We start from the raw sequence: 16,396 nt of genomic DNA, 5'->3' as shown, positions 1-16,396 counted from the left end.
TGACCACCGCACTGGGCCCGCTGAGTGAATGCCGCACTGAGCTGGTGCATCGCCGAGCCGCCGCTGTGACGGTTGCCACGTCGGCGCCGCGTCGCTAGGTTGGGCGGCGGCGTCCGGGCTCTCCCGACGACGGGAGCGGTCCAGAAGCGTCGTGATGCGAAGGAGCCTCATGCACCCCCGGATCACCCGTCGGACCGGACTGACCGCGGCCGCGCTCGCCGCCGCAGCTGGCGTCGGCCTCCCCGCCGCCGCGCATGCCGAAGGAGACCCCGCCCTGCACGACCCCGACCTGGACAAGAACCACCCCACCGCGCAATCCGCACGCTCCGCCCCGAGCTGGAGCCGGGGCGAGCCCCACCGCCATCCCTGGGACCGTCGCGGCTCCGGGAAGACGCTGCGGGAGGCGCGGCCGGACGCCGTCGGCCTCGACGCCGAAGAGCTCGAGGGCATCCCGGCGATCATCAGGGCCGGGCTCGACAACGATCCGCCTCGCTTCGCGGGTGCGTCCCTGCTGGTCGCCTCCCAGGCCGGCATCGCCTACGAGCACGCCGACGGATATGCGCTGCGCTGGCAGGACGCCTCCACCGAGCTGCCCGAAGAGCAGCGGATCCGCGCCCGCACCGACACGATCTACGACCTCGCCTCGATCTCGAAGATCTTCACCGCCACCGCCGTGATGCAGCACGTCGAACAGGGACTGCTGGGACTGGACGACATGGTCGCCGATCACCTGCCCCGCTTCGCCCAGAACGGGAAAGGCGATGTCACCGTCCAACACCTGCTCACCCACGTCGGCGGCCTCCCGGCCTTCATCAACCTCTACTCCGCCTACCCGGATGTCCCCTCGCGCCTGGACGCCGTGCTCACCGTCGCGCCGGACGCCGCACCGGGCACCGCGTACGTGTACTCGGACCTCGGGCTGATCACCCTGGGCCTGATCGTCGAGAAGCTCTCCGGGCAGGGCCTGGACGAGTACGTGCGCGATCACATCACGCAGCCGCTGGGGATGAGCGAGACGATGTACAACCCACCCGCGGAGCTGAAGGACAGGATCGCCGCGACCGAGTACGTGGACTATTACGGCTATCTCGTGCACGGGCATGTCCATGACGAGAACGCCTACTCGCTCGGCGGGGTGGCGGGCCATGCCGGAGTGTTCTCCACCGCCCGTGATCTTGCGGTGTTCGGACAGATGTTCCTCGGCGGTGGACGCTACGGCGAGGCCCGGATCCTCAAGGCCGCCACGGTGCAGGACATGTTCACCGACCGGATCGCCGGCGTCACGGGCATCGGCGGGGCCCGCCGCGGCCTGGGCCCGGAGCTCGAGGCGTGGTTCTACCACGCAGGCCTCACCAGCCCCTACAGCGGCACCCACACCGGATTCACGGGCACCTCGCTGGTGATCGACCCGCTCACCGACACGATCGTCATCCTGCTGACGAACTCGGTGCACCCCACCCGCGAATGGTCCAGTACCTCGGTCACCCGCCGCGAGGTCTCCACCTGCATCGCCCACGCACTCGGGCTGGTGCCGAAGGAGGTCCGCGACGGCTGGCACGCAGGCTCCGAGGACGCGACCAGCGCCACGCTCAGCCTCGCGGTCGAGCTCGCTGCAGATCGTTCGGGACGCTCGCCGGAGCTGCGCGTGGAGCTGTTCGCCCACCTCGAGACCGCCTACGACATCCTCACCCTCGAGGCCTCGGCCGATCAGGGCGAGACCTGGCTACCGCTCTCCGGCCGCCTCGAGGCGAAGCACGAAGAACCGGTCGAGGTGGCCGACGGGCAGATCACCGGCTGGGGTCGGCGCGTGCTCTGGGACGGCACCTTCGCGCTCACGGGCGACGGCGGGGAGCCGCTCTCCGGCGAGGTCCAGATCCGGCTGCGCCTGGACACCGACGGCTCCACCCGCGGGCTCGGCGCCTGGGTGGGAAGGCTCCGGGTGGTCAAGGGCAGGAAGGACGTGCTGGACACGGACCAGCCCGGCGACCGCGAGCAGGTGGTCGCCGACGGGTGGTCACTCGGGAGCTGACCGGGGGCCAGCCGTGGGCTGAATGGGGTCAGGCCGTGGCGGCGAGGGCCGCCTCGATGTCGTCTGCGATGTAGGCCGGCTCCACTGCGGGCGCGTAGCGGCGCAGCACCGTGCCGTCGCGGCCGAGCAGGAACTTCGCGAAATTCCACTCGATGTCGCCGGCGTCGATGTCGGAAGCCTTGAGCCACTGGAACAGCGGGTGGGCGTCCTCGCCGTTGACCTCGACCTTCGCGAACATCGGGAAGCTGACGCCGTAGTTGATCTGGCAGAACTCGGAGATCTCTTCCTCGGTGCCGGGCTCCTGGTGCATGAACTGATCGCAGGGGAAGCCGAGCACGGTCAGGCCCTGCTCGCCGAAGCGCTCGTGCAGGGCCTGCAGGCCGGCGTACTGCGGGGTGAGCCCGCACTTGCTGGCGGTGTTGACCACCAGCACCACGGAGCCCAGATGGTCCGCGAGCTGCTGGTCCTGGCCGGAGATCGTGGTGGCGGTGAAGTCGGCGAGAGTCGTCATGGCTCCCATTGTCGACCCTGGAGAGGAGCGTGCGCTGAACGGGCCGGTGCACAGCGCAGCGCGCGACCGCTCGGCGCACCGTTCCTCCACAGCCCCCTGTCGTCCACAATTCCGCAAGTGCCCTTTCGTGGCTTCTCACCTGCGGGAACGATGGGGTCATGACTGTTTCGCCGCGCACCCCGGGCCCTGAGGGGGAACTCTCCCCTCAGGCGTTCCTCGACGGGCTGCGGCAAGCGGGACCGACGGCACTCGCTGAGGCGCTGGGGGATCTGGCCCATCTCCTGCAGGAGATCGCGGGTGATCCGGGGGAGGTGTTCGAGCTCGCGGGGAGGAGCCGCCGAGAGTTCTCGAACCTGCTCGGCAACCTCCAGGCCTGCGTCGGGGCGATGGGCGTGCTGGAGGCGCGGTCAGTGGTCGCACTGCGGGACGTCACGCGCCGTGACCGGTACGCCGCGGCCCGTGACGAGGCAGCGCATGAGCACGGTGCAGAGCCGTCCAAGGCAGCGGTCGAGGAGGCGGCGGACTACACCACGAAGGATGACCTCTCGCAGATCACCCGGCGCTCACCGCACATGGCCGGTCGCACGCTCGCCTCCGCGCAGCGTCTGCTCGAGACCTTGCCGCAGATGCTGGACGCGCTCCGGACCGGCAAGATCAGCAGCGATGCCGCCTACGCCGTGGCGGGATCCGCCGCGGGCCTCACCCCGGAGCTCGCCCGGGAGGTGGACCACCGGCTCGGCCAGCGGCTCCCGGAGTTCGACGGCGCAGGCACCAGGCGCTGGCAGGACGCGGTGGCGACCATCGCGGGCGAACTCGACCCCGACGGGGCCACCCTCCGTCACCGCCGAGCGCACAAGGAGCGCCACGTCACGATGAAGCCGGGCCAGAACGGCATGGCCACCCTCTCCGCCCGGCTCTCGGCGATCGACGCCGCCAGGATCCACAAGCGGTTCTCGCTCGAGGCAGAACGACGCCGTGCCGCTGGGGCGCGAGAGGGACACAGCGCCGCCATGGCCGACGCCTTCGCCGACTCTCTGCTCGGACGGGACGGCGGCGCCATTGAGCCCGGCACCCTGGACATCGGCCTGATCATCACCGATCGCGCCATGTTCCGTCCCGACGCCGGCGACACCGCCCACATCGAGGGCTACGGCCCCGTCCCGGCAGAGGCGGTTCGAGAGCAGCTGCGCGCCGTCACCACCGAACCCGCGGACCCGGCCGACGATCCTTTCGACGCCGACGGGCCAGCTGTCCGCGCCGAGATCCGTCGGCTCTACACGCATCCGACCACCGGCGAGCTGGTCGCCATGGACTCGACCGCCCGCGCCTTCCCGCCCGCGATGAAACGATTCCTGACCTGGCGTGACACCACCTGTCGCGGCCCCTTCTGCAATGCCGCCATCCGCCAGAGCGACCACATCGTGCCCGTCTCGCGCGGCGGAGCCACCAGCCTCGACAACGGACAGGGCGCCTGCGCGCACTGCAACAAGAAGGAGAAGAGCGCCGCAAGCGTCGAACGCACTGAGAACCCGGACGTGCCGGGGCACGGCGTGGAGTGGACAGGCCATTCAGGTGTGAGCCGCGTGACCACCCCGACGCCGCTGGTCTGGGAGCGGCGGCCCGACGACGAGGGGAGCCCATCCGTCTCGCCGGAAGAGGGCGCGCCGGAGGCCGACGAGCCGCCGTCGGCGGTCGAAGGTCGCATCGAGCCGATCGAGCCGATCGAGCCGATCGAGCCGACCGAGCCGATCGAGCCGATCGAGCCGACCGAGCCGACCGAGCCGATCGAGCCGATCGAGCCGACCGAGCCGACCGAGCCGACCCGATCGAGGGCTACTCGACCCCGTCGGCAGCGAGCATCAGGGCCGCCTCCGCCGCGGCGTCGAGCACCCCGGCCTCCTGCACGCACCGAGCCAGCAACCACTGGCGCACCCGATGCGGGTCCAGACCGGCGAGTTGCGCCATCCGATCAGCGAAAGGATCGGGCTGAGCCCGCAGACGATCCGGATCATTGAACATGTGCTGCAGGACGTCATAGTGCGGATCGCCCACATACGGCTTGGGATCGATCAGCACCCAGTGCCGCCCGGACCCGTCCTCGACGGAGCCATCGACGGCGCCTGACCCTCCGGCCGAGGAGAGAACATTCCCCGGATGGAGATCGGTCGCCAACAGCACCGCCTCCCCGTCCCATTGCGCCGGGAGCTCGCGGAACAGCTGCAACCCGTGGTCCACCAGGCCGCGGGGGAGCGGCGAATGCCCGTCATCGGCCCGTTGCTGCGCGGAGTCGGCCCACCACGCGCACATCTGACTGAGGGGCCGAAATCCTGTCGCAGCGTCAGCGCCTGAGATGTCCGCGCCCAACAAGTCAGCATCCTCGAAGCCAGCGTCCGCCATGTCGCTGGACAGCAGCTCGCTCGGCGGCCGCCACAGCCCGCGGGCAACGGTTGCGATCACCTCATCGCGCTCGGGCCAGGTGAGCATCGCGGCCAGCGGCGTTCCCGGGTGCACTCTGTCCAGCAGCAGTGCTGCCGTCTCGCCGTGCCGCTCGCTGCGATGGACTCTCGCCGCGCCCCGTCCCTGCCAGGCGACCATTCCCGCTGCTTCGTCGCGGGATTCCTCATGGGCCCACGCGACTTTCAGCACCCGCTCCATGCCGTCGACATCGTGCACCGGCGCCACCCATGCGCTGGTCCCACCGGGGGAGAACGGCGCGGAAGCCTCCAGCTCCCACCTCGTGAGCAACCCCTGGACCATGCGTGGGAGCTCATCGCGCCAGGCTGCGAGGCCCGGGTCGTCCCCTGCTGCGAGCATCGCCGGCAGGGGATGGCCCGCGACGAGCCCCGTCACGGCGCGAGGACCCGCTCGGGCATCACGAAGTCCGCGGTGGGGGTCTGCACCTGACCCGTCATCACCAGGCCCGTGCAGCACAGTGAACCCTCATCCCCCTCAGCGACCAGGCGCGCGAGAATCGGCTCCGCCCACGTGCCGTAGCCGGAATCACCCCAGGTGGCGAGCTCGACCACCTCACGATTCGGCTCAATCGGGTCGCGGCGCGTCCCGCACACCGACAGCTCGAGAGCGGCCGATGCGGGGTCGGTCAAGGACTCGTCCAGGCAGAACAACCGCCCGCCGAGCGTGACCAACCGGGTCCGCCCCCACAGCGAGTCATACGTGCCCTCGACCAGCTGCGCGATCCTGGCGGCGGAGAGCGCGCCCTCATCGTCGCCCACGCCCGCCATGGCCGACCGCACCCCGCTCTGCTCCGCGAGTGCGCTGGGTCGGGGCCGGCCGTCAGAAGCACCGCCCTGGGCTCCGGCTCGCTCCCATTCATCCGCCTGGGGTGCGGGACGTCCCGCGGCGAGGGACAGCAGGCCGAGGATGCCGAGTGCGACGTCCGAGCTCGGGGAGTCCACCGAGGTGCCGATGACGCTCACGGCCAGCCGCTCCGCCGGGGCCGCCCAGGTGCGGGAGAGCCCCGTGGGGAACCCTCCGGAGTGGCCGATGACCGTGAAGCCGTGCAGCCGGCCCTCCTGCAGTCCCAGCCCGTACTGTGCGCCGTCGCGCAGGGTCCACACCCGGCGCCGCATCTCCCGCAGCGATCTCGGCTCCAGCAGCGCGCCGGCCGTCAGCACCCGTCCGGCGACGCTCGCGATCGCCCCGGCGGTGGCCCAGAATCCCGTTGCCGCAGCGAGGGCTCCGGTGCTGATCTGCTCCACCACTCGTCGGGGTCCGTGCAGCAGCGAGGTGTGCCCGAGGGCGAAGCCGTCGGCCGCCTCCGGCCCCGGAGCCCCCGCCGGCAGGTCGGGACCAATCTGCTCTAACCCGACCGGGGCGAGCACCAGCTCGGTGACCGCCTCGGCGAAGCTCGCTCCGGTGACCTCCTCGATGACCAGTCCGAGCAGCCCGTAGCCGATGTTCGAGTACTGCAGATGCAGGCCCGGCTCGGTCCGTACCGCACCGGTGCGGGCGATCTGCAGCAGCTGCGCCCGGTCGGCGAAGGGAGTGCTGAGGCGCCACCAGCGGGCGTCGTCGGAGTCGCGGGTCAGGCCCGCCGAATGCGAGAGCAGGTCACGCAGTGTGCGATCCGCGACGGGGGAATCTGCGAGCTCGACCACATGGTCGCCGACGGTGTCATCCAGCCGCAGCCTCCCCTGTTCCTGCAGGCGCATGATCGTCAGCGCCGTGAACATCTTCGAGTGGGAGGCTATGCGCAGCCGGTGCGTGGTGGTCAGCGGGATTCCCGCCGGTTCGTCGGCCGCGCCGACTGCGACCTCTGTGACGAGCTCCCCGTCATGCCAGATCGCGACCTGGAATCCCGCCTGACGGCGCAGGTGGCGCACGGTCTCGAGCCACTCGGGCAGCATCGCCGCGACGTCCTCCACGGCGGCGCGAGAGATCCCCGTGCTGCTCTCCCGAAGAGTCCCGGCACTCTCGGGCGCCGGGCTACGGCCGCCGGTCCCAGCACCAGCGACAGCACCGGCAAGGGCCCGGGGCTCAGCGGACGGCACGGCATCGTGAGGGGTGTCGGCGAACGGTGCGGGCATGGCATCTCCTTCGAAGGCGGTCGGCGCTCCCGCAGACTACGGGCCCACGGTCTGGAACTCCCGGCGGCGGCCGTTAGCATCACCCTCGTGAAACCGTTCGTGCAGATCGCTACCCGCCCTGAGGACGACGTCGCCCTCACCGAGCGCGCCGCCGTGCTCGACTTCACCGGACTCGCCGAGGACCAGCTGATCTTCGCCCGCCTGGACCGCGACCCCTTCCCTGACCTGCACGCCGCAGACATCTCCGGGATCATCCTGTGCGGCAGTCCCTTCACCGTCTCCGATCCGGTGGAGTCGAAGTCCGCTGAGCAGCTGCGCGCCGAGGCGGAGATCTTCCGAGTCCTGGACCAGGTGATCGCCGAGGACATCCCCTTCCTCGGCGCCTGCTACGGCATCGGCACGCTCGGCACCCATCAGGGTGCCCTGATCGACAAGGTCTACGGCGAGCCGCTGGGCGCCGTGGAGGTCACGCTCACCGAGGCCGGCCAGCAGGATCCGCTGATCCGCGAGGCGCAGCTGCCGCAGACCTTCACCGGGCTGGTCGGGCACAAGGAAGCCGTCCACACCCTCCCCGACCACGCCACGGTGCTCGCCACCGGGAGGACCTCGCCGGTGCAGATGTTCCGGGTGGGCACGCGCCAGTACGCGACCCAATTCCATCCCGAGCTCGACATTCCCTCGATCATCGAGCGGGCCCGCGCCTACCGCGAGCACGGCTACTTCTCCCCGGATGAGATGGAGGACGTGTTCGACGCGCTGCGGAACGAGGTCGCCGACCAGCCGCCCCGACTGCTGCGCGCCTTCGCCACCCTGTTCGCGCGCTGACCGTTCGCGCGCAGAGCCGAACCGTCGCACAGAACCGGGCCGTCGAACCGAGCCGTCGCGTCGAACCGCTGCGTCGGGCCGCCGCACAGAGCGGCAGGACCGAGCCGCTGCACTGAGCTGCGGGGCCGGGGGCGGCACGTCGTCCCACCTCAGTGGGGCCTGCTCAGGTACCGTCCGCACCGTGCCCCGATTCACACCAGAGCAGATCCGGCGACGACAGATCGTCGTCGGCGCGCTCGCACTCGTGCTGCTCCTGGTGATCGGCGGCTGCACCGCGTCCGTGATCGGAGCACTGCGCGGGGGCGAGAAGGAGCAGGCGCTCACCGAGCCCGAGCCCTTCCAGGCGGATGACGCCGCGATGTCCGTCGCCGCCACGCCCGCGGACGCCGTAGCCCTCGCGAACCTGCCCGAAGGGACCGAGTTCACCCCGGATGAGGTGATGGGCATCGACGTCTCCAGCCACCAGGGCGATATCGACTGGGCGCAGGTCGCCAGCGATGGCTACCGCTTCGTCTACGTCAAGGCCACCGAGGGCACCGGGTTCACCGACTCGCACTTCCGCCAGAACTGGGAGGGGGCCCGGGCTGCCGGCGTGACCGCCGGCGCTTACCACTACTTCACCCTGTGCTCACCGGGCGCTGACCAGGCTGCTGACTTCCTGGCTGCCGCTCCGCCTGATGACTCCGCCCTCCCGCCGGCCCTCGATCTCGAGTTCGACGGCTCGTGTGCGGAGCGGCCCGAGGCGGCCGACGCGCAGAACGAGATCGATGCCTTCACCGCAGCGGTCGAGCAGGCCTGGGGACGGCGCATGCTCATCTACTCCTCCTCGGAGTGGCGTGAGCATTACGAGCTGCCGGTGACGAACAACCGCCCGGACTGGCTCTTCTCCGCAGCTCAGCGGCCGGCCCAGGAGGACTGGGCGGTGTGGCAGCTGCGCTTCGACGGCACCGTCGCCGGGATCAGCGGCGGGGTCGACATCGATGTCGCCCGGATCGACGTGCTGCGCTCCCATGCCACCATCCCCGAGGGCGAAGGCGCGATCGGACATCCCATCGACGGGGCCTGAGAACTGAGTCGACGGGCCCGAGCGTTGGTCAGCCCAGCGTCCCCTCAGCCCAGCCTCCCCTCAGCCCAGCAGTTCCTGGGTGCGCGCGCTCTCCCGCGCATAGTCCTCGGCCAGGGTGTCGAGCACCGTGGTCCAGTGCTCGAGCAGGGCCTGACGCTCTGCCGCACCGAGCAGCCGCTCCTGGTGGAGCTCGATGACGATGCCCCAGAGCGGATCCTCGGGCGAGTCCTGCAGGGTCACCTGGAAGACGGTCTCGTGGTCGAGGGCAGCGGGAGTCCACCGCAGGCGCAGCCGACGGCCCACATGGCAGCCGACCACCCGGCCACGGACCCGGCCCTCATGGCGGATCGGTGCCCCGACCATCTGCGGGATCGACTCGACTCCCAGCCACTGCGGAAGGCACTCGGCGAGCAGCCGACGCCAGACGTCCTCGGCGGACGCGGGCAGGGCGCGACGGACGGCCAGCTGCCACCCGGCGTCGTGGGTGAGGCCGACAGGGGTGAGGCCGACGGGGGAGTGCCTGGTCTCGGAGTGCATATCGCCACCGTAGAGCGGGTTCCCGGGCGTGCCCAGGCGGATCCTCGAGCTGTCCTCAGGTGTTCGCCGCTGCGTTGCCGGGATGTCACCCAGGACGTGAGATCCGTCTGCGCGATGGCTCCGGGGCGAGCCCGCGACGGAGTCCTCCGTGGAAGCGCGGGTGGAGGTGCACGTGGAAGCCCAGATGGAGGCTCAGGCCGCGGTGATCGCCTCTTTCAGGGTTCCGCTCTTGCCCAGATCCCCGGTGAACAGCTCCCCGTCGATCAGCACCGACGGCGTGCCGGGGACGCTCTCCAGCGCAGCGGGCTCGACGACATCCTGGAGCCAGACGTAATAGGCACCCTCGGCTTGGCATTCGCTGATGTCCACCCCGGTCGCCTCGTTGACCAGGTAGATGAGCTCGTGATCGGCGAGGCCTTCGTTCCCGGGCTGGTTCTCGAACAGGGTGATCTCCGCCGGGAACCATCTCTCCGAGCCCTGGGCGTAGGCGCAGACTGCGGCATGGGCTGCCCGGCTCGAGTACCCGGGCGGATCCGAGGAGGCATCGAGCATCGGACGCGGATGGACCCGCAGGGTGATCTCGTTGTCCAGCGCCATCTGGATCAGGTCATCGCCCTGGATGCGCTGGAAGTCCTTGCACGGCGGGCAGAGGAAGTCGCGGTAGACATCCACCACCGGGCCGTCCTCGCTCGAGCTCAGCTCGAGATAGGGCTGATCGGGGGCGACCTCGGGCGGCAGGACCAGCTCGTCGGAGTGGTTGCCGCCTTCCTGCGGGACATCACTGTGAGGGGCCGGATCCTCGGCGGGGCTGGCCGTGGCGGTGCCGCTCGCGGAAGGGCCGGTCGCGGAAGGGTTGCTCGAGACGGGGTCGACCGTACGGCTCGCCTCCGCCTCGCCGCTGCGATACACCAGGACGCCGACGGTCACGGAGAGCACCAGCAGCATCCCCAGTGCAAGGCAGGCCACCGCGGCGACGACGCCGAAGATCAGCGGGGTGCGGGAGCTGCGTGCATCCATGGGTCCGCCTCGGGTGCAGGTGGGGCCAGGTGTCGGCCCCCAGAGCCCAGAGCTTAGCGAGGCAACCGCCGTTCAGCGATGGAGCTGCCGCTGAACGATGGATCTGTCCGTCGGGCGGTCTGTCCGCCGTGGCAGGCATGCTGGGGGCATGAAGGTTCACGACGTTGCCTCCCAGAACCGCCGGATCAGCCGCGCCGAACAGCCAGCCGAACAGCCGGAAGACGCCCCGGCGATCCCCGAGGCCCTGCGCGAGGACCCCGAAGACGCCTTCCGCGACCTCGCTCTTCACCCCGAGCAGCCGACGCCCCGCGGAGAGAACCTCTACCTGTCTGCGTGCGCGGCGTGAGCCCGCTGCTCCCGCTGCGCATGGTCCGAGAGCATCACCTCGCCCCGGCCGACAGGTCCGCGTGGCCCGCGACCCTGGCACCCGTGCGCCAGCTGCTGGACGAGGGGCTCGAGCTAGGGCAGGTCACGGTGCTGACCGGGGACAACGGAGCCGGCAAGTCGACGCTCGTGGAGGCGATCGCCGGCGCTTACGGACTGAACCCCGAAGGCGGCGGGACCGGGGCGATGCACGCCACCCGCGCCACGGAATCACCGCTCGGCGAGCACCTGCAACTGGTGCGCGGCGCGGGCGCCTCGAAGTCCGGCTTCTTCCTGCGCGCCGAGACCATGCACTCGCTGTTCACTTACTACGAGGAGATCGGGGTGGGCGGGATGATGCACGAGCGCAGCCACGGTGAATCGTTCCTCGAGCTGGTCGCCGAGCGCTCCCGCATCCGCGGCCTCTGGATGCTCGACGAGCCCGAATCCGCACTGTCGCTGCCCGGCTGCCTGGCCCTGCTGGGGCTCTTGCGAGAGCTGGTCGACAACGGCTCCCAGATCATCCTGTCGACCCACTCCCCGGTGCTCGCCGCGCTGCCGGGCGCGGAGCTGTATGAGGTGGGGGAGTGGGGCCTGCGCCGCACCGACTACGACGACCTCGTCCTGGTGCGCACTTGGCGCAGCTTCCTCGACGCACCGCAGCGCTTTCTCCGATACCTGGACTGAGCGGTTCAGGGCTGCAGCCGGTGCCGCTCCCAGGTGCCGTCGGCCGCTGCGGTGTAGAGGATCCGGTCATGGACGCGGTGCGGGCGACCCTGCCAGAACTCCAGCGTCCGCGGGCGCACGCGCAGCCCGCCCCAGAACGGCGGCCGCGGCACCGGCCCGTCCGCGAACCGATCCTCGGCCGCGGCGTACTGCGCCTCCAGCCCCTCGCGCGAGGCGATGGACCGCGACTGATGGGAAGCCCAGGCCCCCAGCTGGGAGCCGCGCGGACGCAGCGCCCAGTACGCATCGGACTCCGCCGCAGAGACCTCCTCCACGGCGCCCTCGATGCGCACCTGCCGCTGCAGCGGATACCAGGGCAGCAGCAGCGCGGCCTGCGGCGTGGCCCGGGCCTCGCGGCCCTTGTCCGAGTCCAGGTTCGTGTACATCACGAAGCCGTCTGCGTCGTGCGCCTTCAGCAGCACGGTGCGCGAGCGCGGCCGGGGTATGCCATCGGCATCGAGCGCCACGGTGGAGAGCACCACGGCCGACGGCTCCGGCAGATCCCCGTGCTCCTCCCGGCGGGCGAAGGCCTCCGCCAGCCAGAGATCGAACAGGGCCAGCGGATCGGCCGGGGCATCATCGGGCAGCGATCCTGCGAGATAGTCGGTGCGCTCACCGGCGAGGCGAGGAAGGGTGGGACGGTCGGTCATCGGGATCTCCTGTCCCTCGGTGGTCATCATCGTCTCGCGGCCGCGACCCGCGCGCTCGGGAGCAGCGGGCCGCACGGGAGCGGTGGCGCCGACGACCGGTGGGGAGGACGTCCTCGTCCTGGGGCTGATCCTAGAGCGCGTGCGGACTTCATGCGCTGTGCTGTCCTGCGCCGTGCTGTCCTGCGCCGTGCTGTGCGGACACTGACCAGAGTGGCTGCTGATCTGACCGGCTGCTGATCAGCTCGGCATCGCGGGGTCGCCCTCGGCGATGGCGCGCAGCGCGGCCAGATGCCCGGCGAGGGCGGCATGGCCCTTCACGGTGAGCGAGACCCAGGTCAGCCGACGGGCATCATTCCGTACCGGAGAGAACTCCTTGCGCAGCTTCACCAGCTCCGCGTCGGCCAGCAGCTTGAGGTTCTTCGAGAGGTTCGCGTCCTTCAGCTGCAGGGTGTCGCGCAGCACTGAGAACTCGACCTCACTCATCGGGCGCAGCAACCCGCAGATCCGCAACCTCACCGGAGCGTGGATGAGCTCATGGAATTCTGGTGCGGGTTCCTGCCCTGCACGGGGAGCGGAAGCCCTGCTCATCGCTGCGTGGAGTGGTGGGAGGGGGTGGAGATCTCGGAGCGCAGCACCGCGTCGTACCGGCGCCCCAGCCACACCGTCGCGACGAAGCCGAGCACCGCAGGCACCAGCACCCACCACGGGGAGAGGCCGGCGATCTTCATCAGCACCCCGGATGCCATCAGCACGACCAGCGTTCCCAGGAGCAGCAGCATCATGCGCCGGCTGCGGGGGCCGGCGGGCTCGGACATCCAGACCTTGTACCGGCTGGTGTAGGCCTTGATCAGGAAGGGGATCCAGATGATGACCATCACGATCATCGACATGGAGGCGACCGAGGGCAGTGATTGGGCGATGATCGCCGCCGCGACCATCCCGCCGAGGATGGGGTGGTACCACCACGGCGTGACCAGGCGCGCGGCGAGCTGCGACGCGTCCGTGTCCATGGCGGCCAGCCTGGCGCGAGCCTCCGCGGCGGAGGGTGCGTCCTCGGGCCCGCCCTGCGCGATGTCGTTTTCCATGTTGGAAACTCTACGAGTCACTTCACTGTTCGTCAAGTGACTGAGGGTGGTGTCCGACCGTGCTCGGACTGCGGAGGCTCTCAGACTGTCGCGAGATCCCCGCGGCCACGACGCGGACGGTGATGGACTCCGGGCTCGCGCAGCAGGGAGGAGAACAGGCCCCGACGGCCCCGGCGCGTCATCACGGAGCGAGACTCCGGCGGGGAGGGGAGCGCCGCGAGCTCGAAGGTGCTGGGATCCTGGCCGCGCGCGGCGGCGCGAGCCTTCGCGGCGCGCACCTGCTGCAGCGACTCGAGCTCACCCCAGGTGGCCGGCAGCGGCCGGTAGTCGATGAGGTGGTCTTCGGTGGTGGCACGGGTGCGGCTGGTGGAGATGGTTGCGTTTCTCATGCCTCCACTGTGCGGCGCGGCGCACCGCCGCCGCGTCCTCCGGGAAGCGCGAGGGCGTCATCCCGTGGGTGGATCCTGAGAGGGTCGCTCGGGACAGTCATCCACACTCCGGGCTGACGGGCTGACGCGGGACCTCCGTCCCGCTTGCGTGATCGCAGGAGCCTGCTAGTGTTCCTCTCCGAACCACTGTGTTCACCGGATTGTCATCCCCCGTCCTTGACGGAGGAGCAAGACCTGGGACCTGCTCGTGCGCTCCAGCGCACCCGGCGGGGCCCGGGTCTTTTTCGTTGCCCGGAACCTGCCGCCCGCAGGTCCACCGACCCCAGGAAGACCGACCCAGGAAGGATGCGACGACGCATCATGAGCACCTCCTCACCAGGGACCACGTCGATCGCCGAGGACATCGTCCGCGGCGTCGGCGGGCCAGAGAACATCGAGAGCCTCACCCACTGCGCGACCCGACTGCGCTTCCAGCTCCATGACGGTGAGAAGGTGGACCGGGAGAGCCTGGACGCGCTCTCCGGCGTGATGGGCACCGTGCCCCAGTCCGGCGATCGCTTCCAGGTCGTCATCGGCGGCGCCGTCGCCGGGGTCCACTCCCAGATCATGAACCTCCCCTCGATGGCCGACGGCGGCACGCCCGTCGCCCAGTCCGACGCCGAGGTCAAAGCCGCGATCCGTTCCAAGGCGAGGGGGAAGTGGTCCTGGCTCGACAGCTTCTTCGAGTACCTCTCGGACTCCTTCCGTCCGCTGATGGGCGTGCTGCTGGGTGCTTCGCTGATCATCGCGATCGCCTCGGTGCTCGACGCCCTGGGCATGGTCGACTTCCGCGCTGAGGACAAGTCCGCGACCTGGGTGTTCGTCGATGCGATGTGGCGTTCGGTGCTGTACTTCCTGCCGATCATGGTGGCCTTCAACGCCGCGAAGAAGCTGCAGATCGACGGCTGGGTCGGCGCTGCGGTGATGGCCGCGGTGATGACCCCGGACTACATGGGCCTGCTCGACGGCACCACCCCGGGTGTCACCTGCACCACCAATGAGCTGCTGGGCACCCAGCAGTGCATCGCCCAGGTGTTCGGTCTGCCGATGCAGCTGAACGACTACGGCGGCCAGGTGTTCGTGCCGCTGCTGATGGTCGCGCTGCTGGCACTGGTCTACAAGGGCCTGCAGAAGGTCTTCCCGCCCAACGTGCAGCTGGTGTTCGTGCCCTTCCTCGCGATGCTGGTGATGATCCCGGTGACCGCCTTCCTGATCGGCCCCCTCGGCATCTGGGCCGGCAACGGCCTCGGCGCGGGCCTGGCCTGGCTGAACGGCAACGCACCGCTGGTCTTCGCGATCTTCATCCCGCTGCTGTACCCGTTCCTGGTGCCGTTGGGCCTGCACTGGCCGCTGAACGCGCTCATGCTGCAGAACATCAACTCCCTGGGCTATGACTTCATCCAGGGCCCCATGGGCGCCTGGAACTTCGCCTGCTTCGGCGCCACCGCCGGCGTGCTGCTGCTCTCGATCCGCCACCGCGAGGCCGAGATGCGCCAGACCGCCACCGGCGCGCTCGCCGCGGGCCTCTTCGGCGGCATCTCCGAGCCGTCGCTGTACGGCATCCACCTGCGCTTCAAGCGGATCTACCCGCGCATGCTCGTGGGCTGCCTCGCCGGCGGTCTGACCGTGGGCCTGCTCGGCGGCGTGAACACCTCCGTCTTCGCCTTCACCTCGCTGCTGACCATCCCCGTCTTCGACCCGATGCTCACCTACGTCATCGCGATCGTCATCGCCTTCGTGGTCGCCATGGTCCTGGTCTTCTTCTCCGACTACCGGACCGCCGAGCAGCGCGCCGAGGCGAATGCCCAGCGTGACGCCGCTGAAGCCGCCGCCGCGCCCGCCGCGGCAGAGGCCGTCGCACCCGCCGCGGAGCGCGAGCTCGCGACGGTCGGTGCACCCGCCGCCACCGGCGTCGCTGCCGCTCCCGGCGCTGCTTCGACTGGCGCTGCCGCGTCGGGCGCTGCTGGTCCCGGTGCTGCGCCGTCCAGTGCTGCGACGTCCGGTGCCGCCGCGAACGGTGCCGCCGTGCCCGGAGCCGGCGACGTGGTCCTCACCGCCCCCGTGGCCGGACGCCTGGTGCCGATCGGTGAAGTCTCCGACCCGGTGTTCGCCTCGAAGGCCCTGGGAGAGGGCGTCGGCATCATCCCTGTCGACGGGCGCATCCTCGCCCCGGCGGACGGCCTGCTGGCCACCGTCGCCACCACCGGTCACGCCTTCGGGCTGCTGGCCGACGGCGGCGCAGAGGTGCTGGTCCACGTCGGCATCGACACCGTGAAGATGGACGGTGAGGGCTTCGACGTCCGCGTCGAGCAGGGGCAGCGGGTGCAGGCCGGCGACCTGCTGGCCATGGTCGACCTCGAGGCGATCCGCGCCGCAGGATACGACTCGATCACCCTGCTGACCGTCCCGAACACCTCGACCTTTGCCGCGGTCGAACCCGCACCTGCGGCCGACGTCGTGGCCGGGGACACGGTGGTAGTGGCTCGCCGCTGAGCCGCTGGTCCGGTGCGCGTACCCTCCTGTCCAGAGGGTGCGCGCACCGTGGCAGCCGACCGCTGCCTGGCAGGAGGTGCACGTGCTCTCGACGACGAGGGCCGAGAAGAGAGGTGCTG

Annotated in this window: 15 protein-coding genes and 1 pseudogene; 7 read left to right on the top strand and 9 right to left on the bottom strand. The window is 70.3% G+C overall.

The window, feature by feature from the left end; translation table 11 throughout:
- Positions 1–169 precede the first annotated feature (169 nt).
- Positions 170–2,029: a serine hydrolase domain-containing protein gene (locus ACT3UF_RS05365; RefSeq protein ID WP_441445381.1), complete on the top strand. Its 1,860-nt coding sequence runs from the start codon at positions 170–172 to the stop codon at positions 2,027–2,029.
- Positions 2,030–2,057: 28 nt separating this feature from the next.
- On the opposite strand, the gene ACT3UF_RS05360 is transcribed toward ACT3UF_RS05365, so the two are convergent.
- Positions 2,058–2,540 carry a glutathione peroxidase gene (locus ACT3UF_RS05360; protein ID WP_441445382.1) on the bottom strand — a complete coding sequence of 161 codons (483 nt, stop codon included), beginning with the start codon at positions 2,538–2,540 and terminating at the stop codon, positions 2,058–2,060.
- Between the two features lie 158 nt (positions 2,541–2,698).
- Here ACT3UF_RS05360 and ACT3UF_RS05355 point away from each other — a divergent pair.
- Positions 2,699–3,994, top strand: a pseudogene (locus tag ACT3UF_RS05355) (DUF222 domain-containing protein); the annotation flags it as partial.
- 379 nt (positions 3,995–4,373) lie between these two features.
- On the opposite strand, the gene ACT3UF_RS05350 reads toward ACT3UF_RS05355, so the two are convergent.
- Positions 4,374–5,354, bottom strand: a complete 981-nt coding sequence (locus ACT3UF_RS05350) for an aminoglycoside phosphotransferase family protein (RefSeq protein WP_444608127.1) — start codon at positions 5,352–5,354, stop codon at positions 4,374–4,376.
- A 32-nt stretch (positions 5,355–5,386) separates the two neighbouring features.
- Complete coding sequence (locus tag ACT3UF_RS05345) at positions 5,387–7,087, bottom strand: serine hydrolase domain-containing protein (protein ID WP_444608126.1); 1,701 nt, start codon at positions 7,085–7,087, stop codon at positions 5,387–5,389.
- Between the two features lie 87 nt (positions 7,088–7,174).
- Between ACT3UF_RS05345 and ACT3UF_RS05340 the strand changes: the two genes are divergently transcribed.
- Positions 7,175–7,912, top strand: a complete 738-nt coding sequence (locus tag ACT3UF_RS05340) for a glutamine amidotransferase (RefSeq protein ID WP_441445386.1) — start codon at positions 7,175–7,177, stop codon at positions 7,910–7,912.
- Between the two features lie 181 nt (positions 7,913–8,093).
- Positions 8,094–8,978, top strand: coding sequence for a GH25 family lysozyme (locus ACT3UF_RS05335; protein WP_444608125.1), 885 nt, complete (start codon positions 8,094–8,096; stop codon positions 8,976–8,978).
- Positions 8,979–9,038: 60 nt separating this feature from the next.
- Here ACT3UF_RS05335 and ACT3UF_RS05330 read toward each other — a convergent pair whose 3' ends face one another.
- Both ACT3UF_RS05330 and ACT3UF_RS05325 read right to left on the bottom strand, forming a co-directional pair.
- Entirely contained in the window at positions 9,039–9,515 is a 477-nt protein-coding gene (locus ACT3UF_RS05330) for a hypothetical protein (protein ID WP_444608124.1), read from the bottom strand.
- Between the two features lie 192 nt (positions 9,516–9,707).
- A complete protein-coding gene (locus ACT3UF_RS05325; RefSeq protein WP_441445389.1) occupies positions 9,708–10,532 on the bottom strand; it encodes a DsbA family protein in 825 nt (274 codons plus the stop codon).
- A gap of 148 nt (positions 10,533–10,680) precedes the next feature.
- Between ACT3UF_RS05325 and ACT3UF_RS05320 the strand changes: the two genes are divergently transcribed.
- Positions 10,681–10,878 carry a hypothetical protein gene (locus tag ACT3UF_RS05320; RefSeq protein WP_444608123.1) on the top strand — a complete coding sequence of 66 codons (198 nt, stop codon included), beginning with the start codon at positions 10,681–10,683 and terminating at the stop codon, positions 10,876–10,878.
- A gap of 20 nt (positions 10,879–10,898) precedes the next feature.
- Positions 10,899–11,582, top strand: coding sequence for an ATP-binding cassette domain-containing protein (locus ACT3UF_RS05315; RefSeq protein ID WP_441445407.1), 684 nt, complete (start codon positions 10,899–10,901; stop codon positions 11,580–11,582).
- A 5-nt stretch (positions 11,583–11,587) separates the two neighbouring features.
- Here ACT3UF_RS05315 and pdxH read toward each other — a convergent pair whose 3' ends face one another.
- The 4 genes from pdxH to ACT3UF_RS05295 form a co-directional block, all read right to left on the bottom strand.
- A complete protein-coding gene (gene pdxH, locus ACT3UF_RS05310) occupies positions 11,588–12,271 on the bottom strand; it encodes a pyridoxamine 5'-phosphate oxidase (protein ID WP_441445391.1) in 684 nt (227 codons plus the stop codon).
- A gap of 237 nt (positions 12,272–12,508) precedes the next feature.
- On the bottom strand, positions 12,509–12,859 hold the full coding sequence (locus ACT3UF_RS05305) for a transcriptional regulator (RefSeq protein WP_441445392.1): 351 nt from the start codon (positions 12,857–12,859) through the stop codon (positions 12,509–12,511).
- Positions 12,856–13,356: a hypothetical protein gene (locus ACT3UF_RS05300; RefSeq protein ID WP_441445393.1), complete on the bottom strand. Its 501-nt coding sequence runs from the start codon at positions 13,354–13,356 to the stop codon at positions 12,856–12,858. The genes ACT3UF_RS05305 and ACT3UF_RS05300 overlap by 4 nt, the downstream gene beginning before the upstream one ends.
- A gap of 80 nt (positions 13,357–13,436) precedes the next feature.
- A complete protein-coding gene (locus ACT3UF_RS05295) occupies positions 13,437–13,745 on the bottom strand; it encodes a hypothetical protein (protein WP_441445394.1) in 309 nt (102 codons plus the stop codon).
- 360 nt (positions 13,746–14,105) lie between these two features.
- Between ACT3UF_RS05295 and ACT3UF_RS05290 the strand changes: the two genes are divergently transcribed.
- Positions 14,106–16,277, top strand: coding sequence for a glucose PTS transporter subunit IIA (locus tag ACT3UF_RS05290; protein WP_444502153.1), 2,172 nt, complete (start codon positions 14,106–14,108; stop codon positions 16,275–16,277).
- Positions 16,278–16,396: the final 119 nt, after the last annotated feature.

Source organism: Brachybacterium sp. AOP24-D1-21 (assembly GCF_052378665.1).
Taxonomy (GTDB): domain Bacteria; phylum Actinomycetota; class Actinomycetes; order Actinomycetales; family Dermabacteraceae; genus Brachybacterium.
This window is presented reverse-complemented; position numbering and strand designations above follow the sequence as displayed.

Excerpts from the sequence above, each read along its gene's own strand:
- ACT3UF_RS05365 (WP_441445381.1), top strand. The coding sequence starts at position 170 with ATGCACCCCCGGATCACCCGTCGGACCGGACTGACCGCGGCCGCGCTC.
- ACT3UF_RS05360 (WP_441445382.1), bottom strand. The coding sequence starts at position 2,540 with ATGACGACTCTCGCCGACTTCACCGCCACCACGATCTCCGGCCAGGAC.
- ACT3UF_RS05350 (WP_444608127.1), bottom strand. The coding sequence starts at position 5,354 with ATGCTCGCAGCAGGGGACGACCCGGGCCTCGCAGCCTGGCGCGATGAG.
- ACT3UF_RS05345 (WP_444608126.1), bottom strand. The coding sequence starts at position 7,087 with ATGCCCGCACCGTTCGCCGACACCCCTCACGATGCCGTGCCGTCCGCT.
- ACT3UF_RS05330 (WP_444608124.1), bottom strand. The coding sequence starts at position 9,515 with ATGCACTCCGAGACCAGGCACTCCCCCGTCGGCCTCACCCCTGTCGGC.
- ACT3UF_RS05325 (WP_441445389.1), bottom strand. The coding sequence starts at position 10,532 with ATGGATGCACGCAGCTCCCGCACCCCGCTGATCTTCGGCGTCGTCGCC.
- ACT3UF_RS05320 (WP_444608123.1), top strand. The coding sequence starts at position 10,681 with ATGAAGGTTCACGACGTTGCCTCCCAGAACCGCCGGATCAGCCGCGCC.
- ACT3UF_RS05315 (WP_441445407.1), top strand. The coding sequence starts at position 10,899 with ATGGTCCGAGAGCATCACCTCGCCCCGGCCGACAGGTCCGCGTGGCCC.
- pdxH (WP_441445391.1), bottom strand. The coding sequence starts at position 12,271 with ATGACCGACCGTCCCACCCTTCCTCGCCTCGCCGGTGAGCGCACCGAC.
- ACT3UF_RS05305 (WP_441445392.1), bottom strand. The coding sequence starts at position 12,859 with ATGAGCAGGGCTTCCGCTCCCCGTGCAGGGCAGGAACCCGCACCAGAA.
- ACT3UF_RS05300 (WP_441445393.1), bottom strand. The coding sequence starts at position 13,356 with ATGGAAAACGACATCGCGCAGGGCGGGCCCGAGGACGCACCCTCCGCC.
- ACT3UF_RS05295 (WP_441445394.1), bottom strand. The coding sequence starts at position 13,745 with ATGAGAAACGCAACCATCTCCACCAGCCGCACCCGTGCCACCACCGAA.
- ACT3UF_RS05290 (WP_444502153.1), top strand. The coding sequence starts at position 14,106 with ATGAGCACCTCCTCACCAGGGACCACGTCGATCGCCGAGGACATCGTC.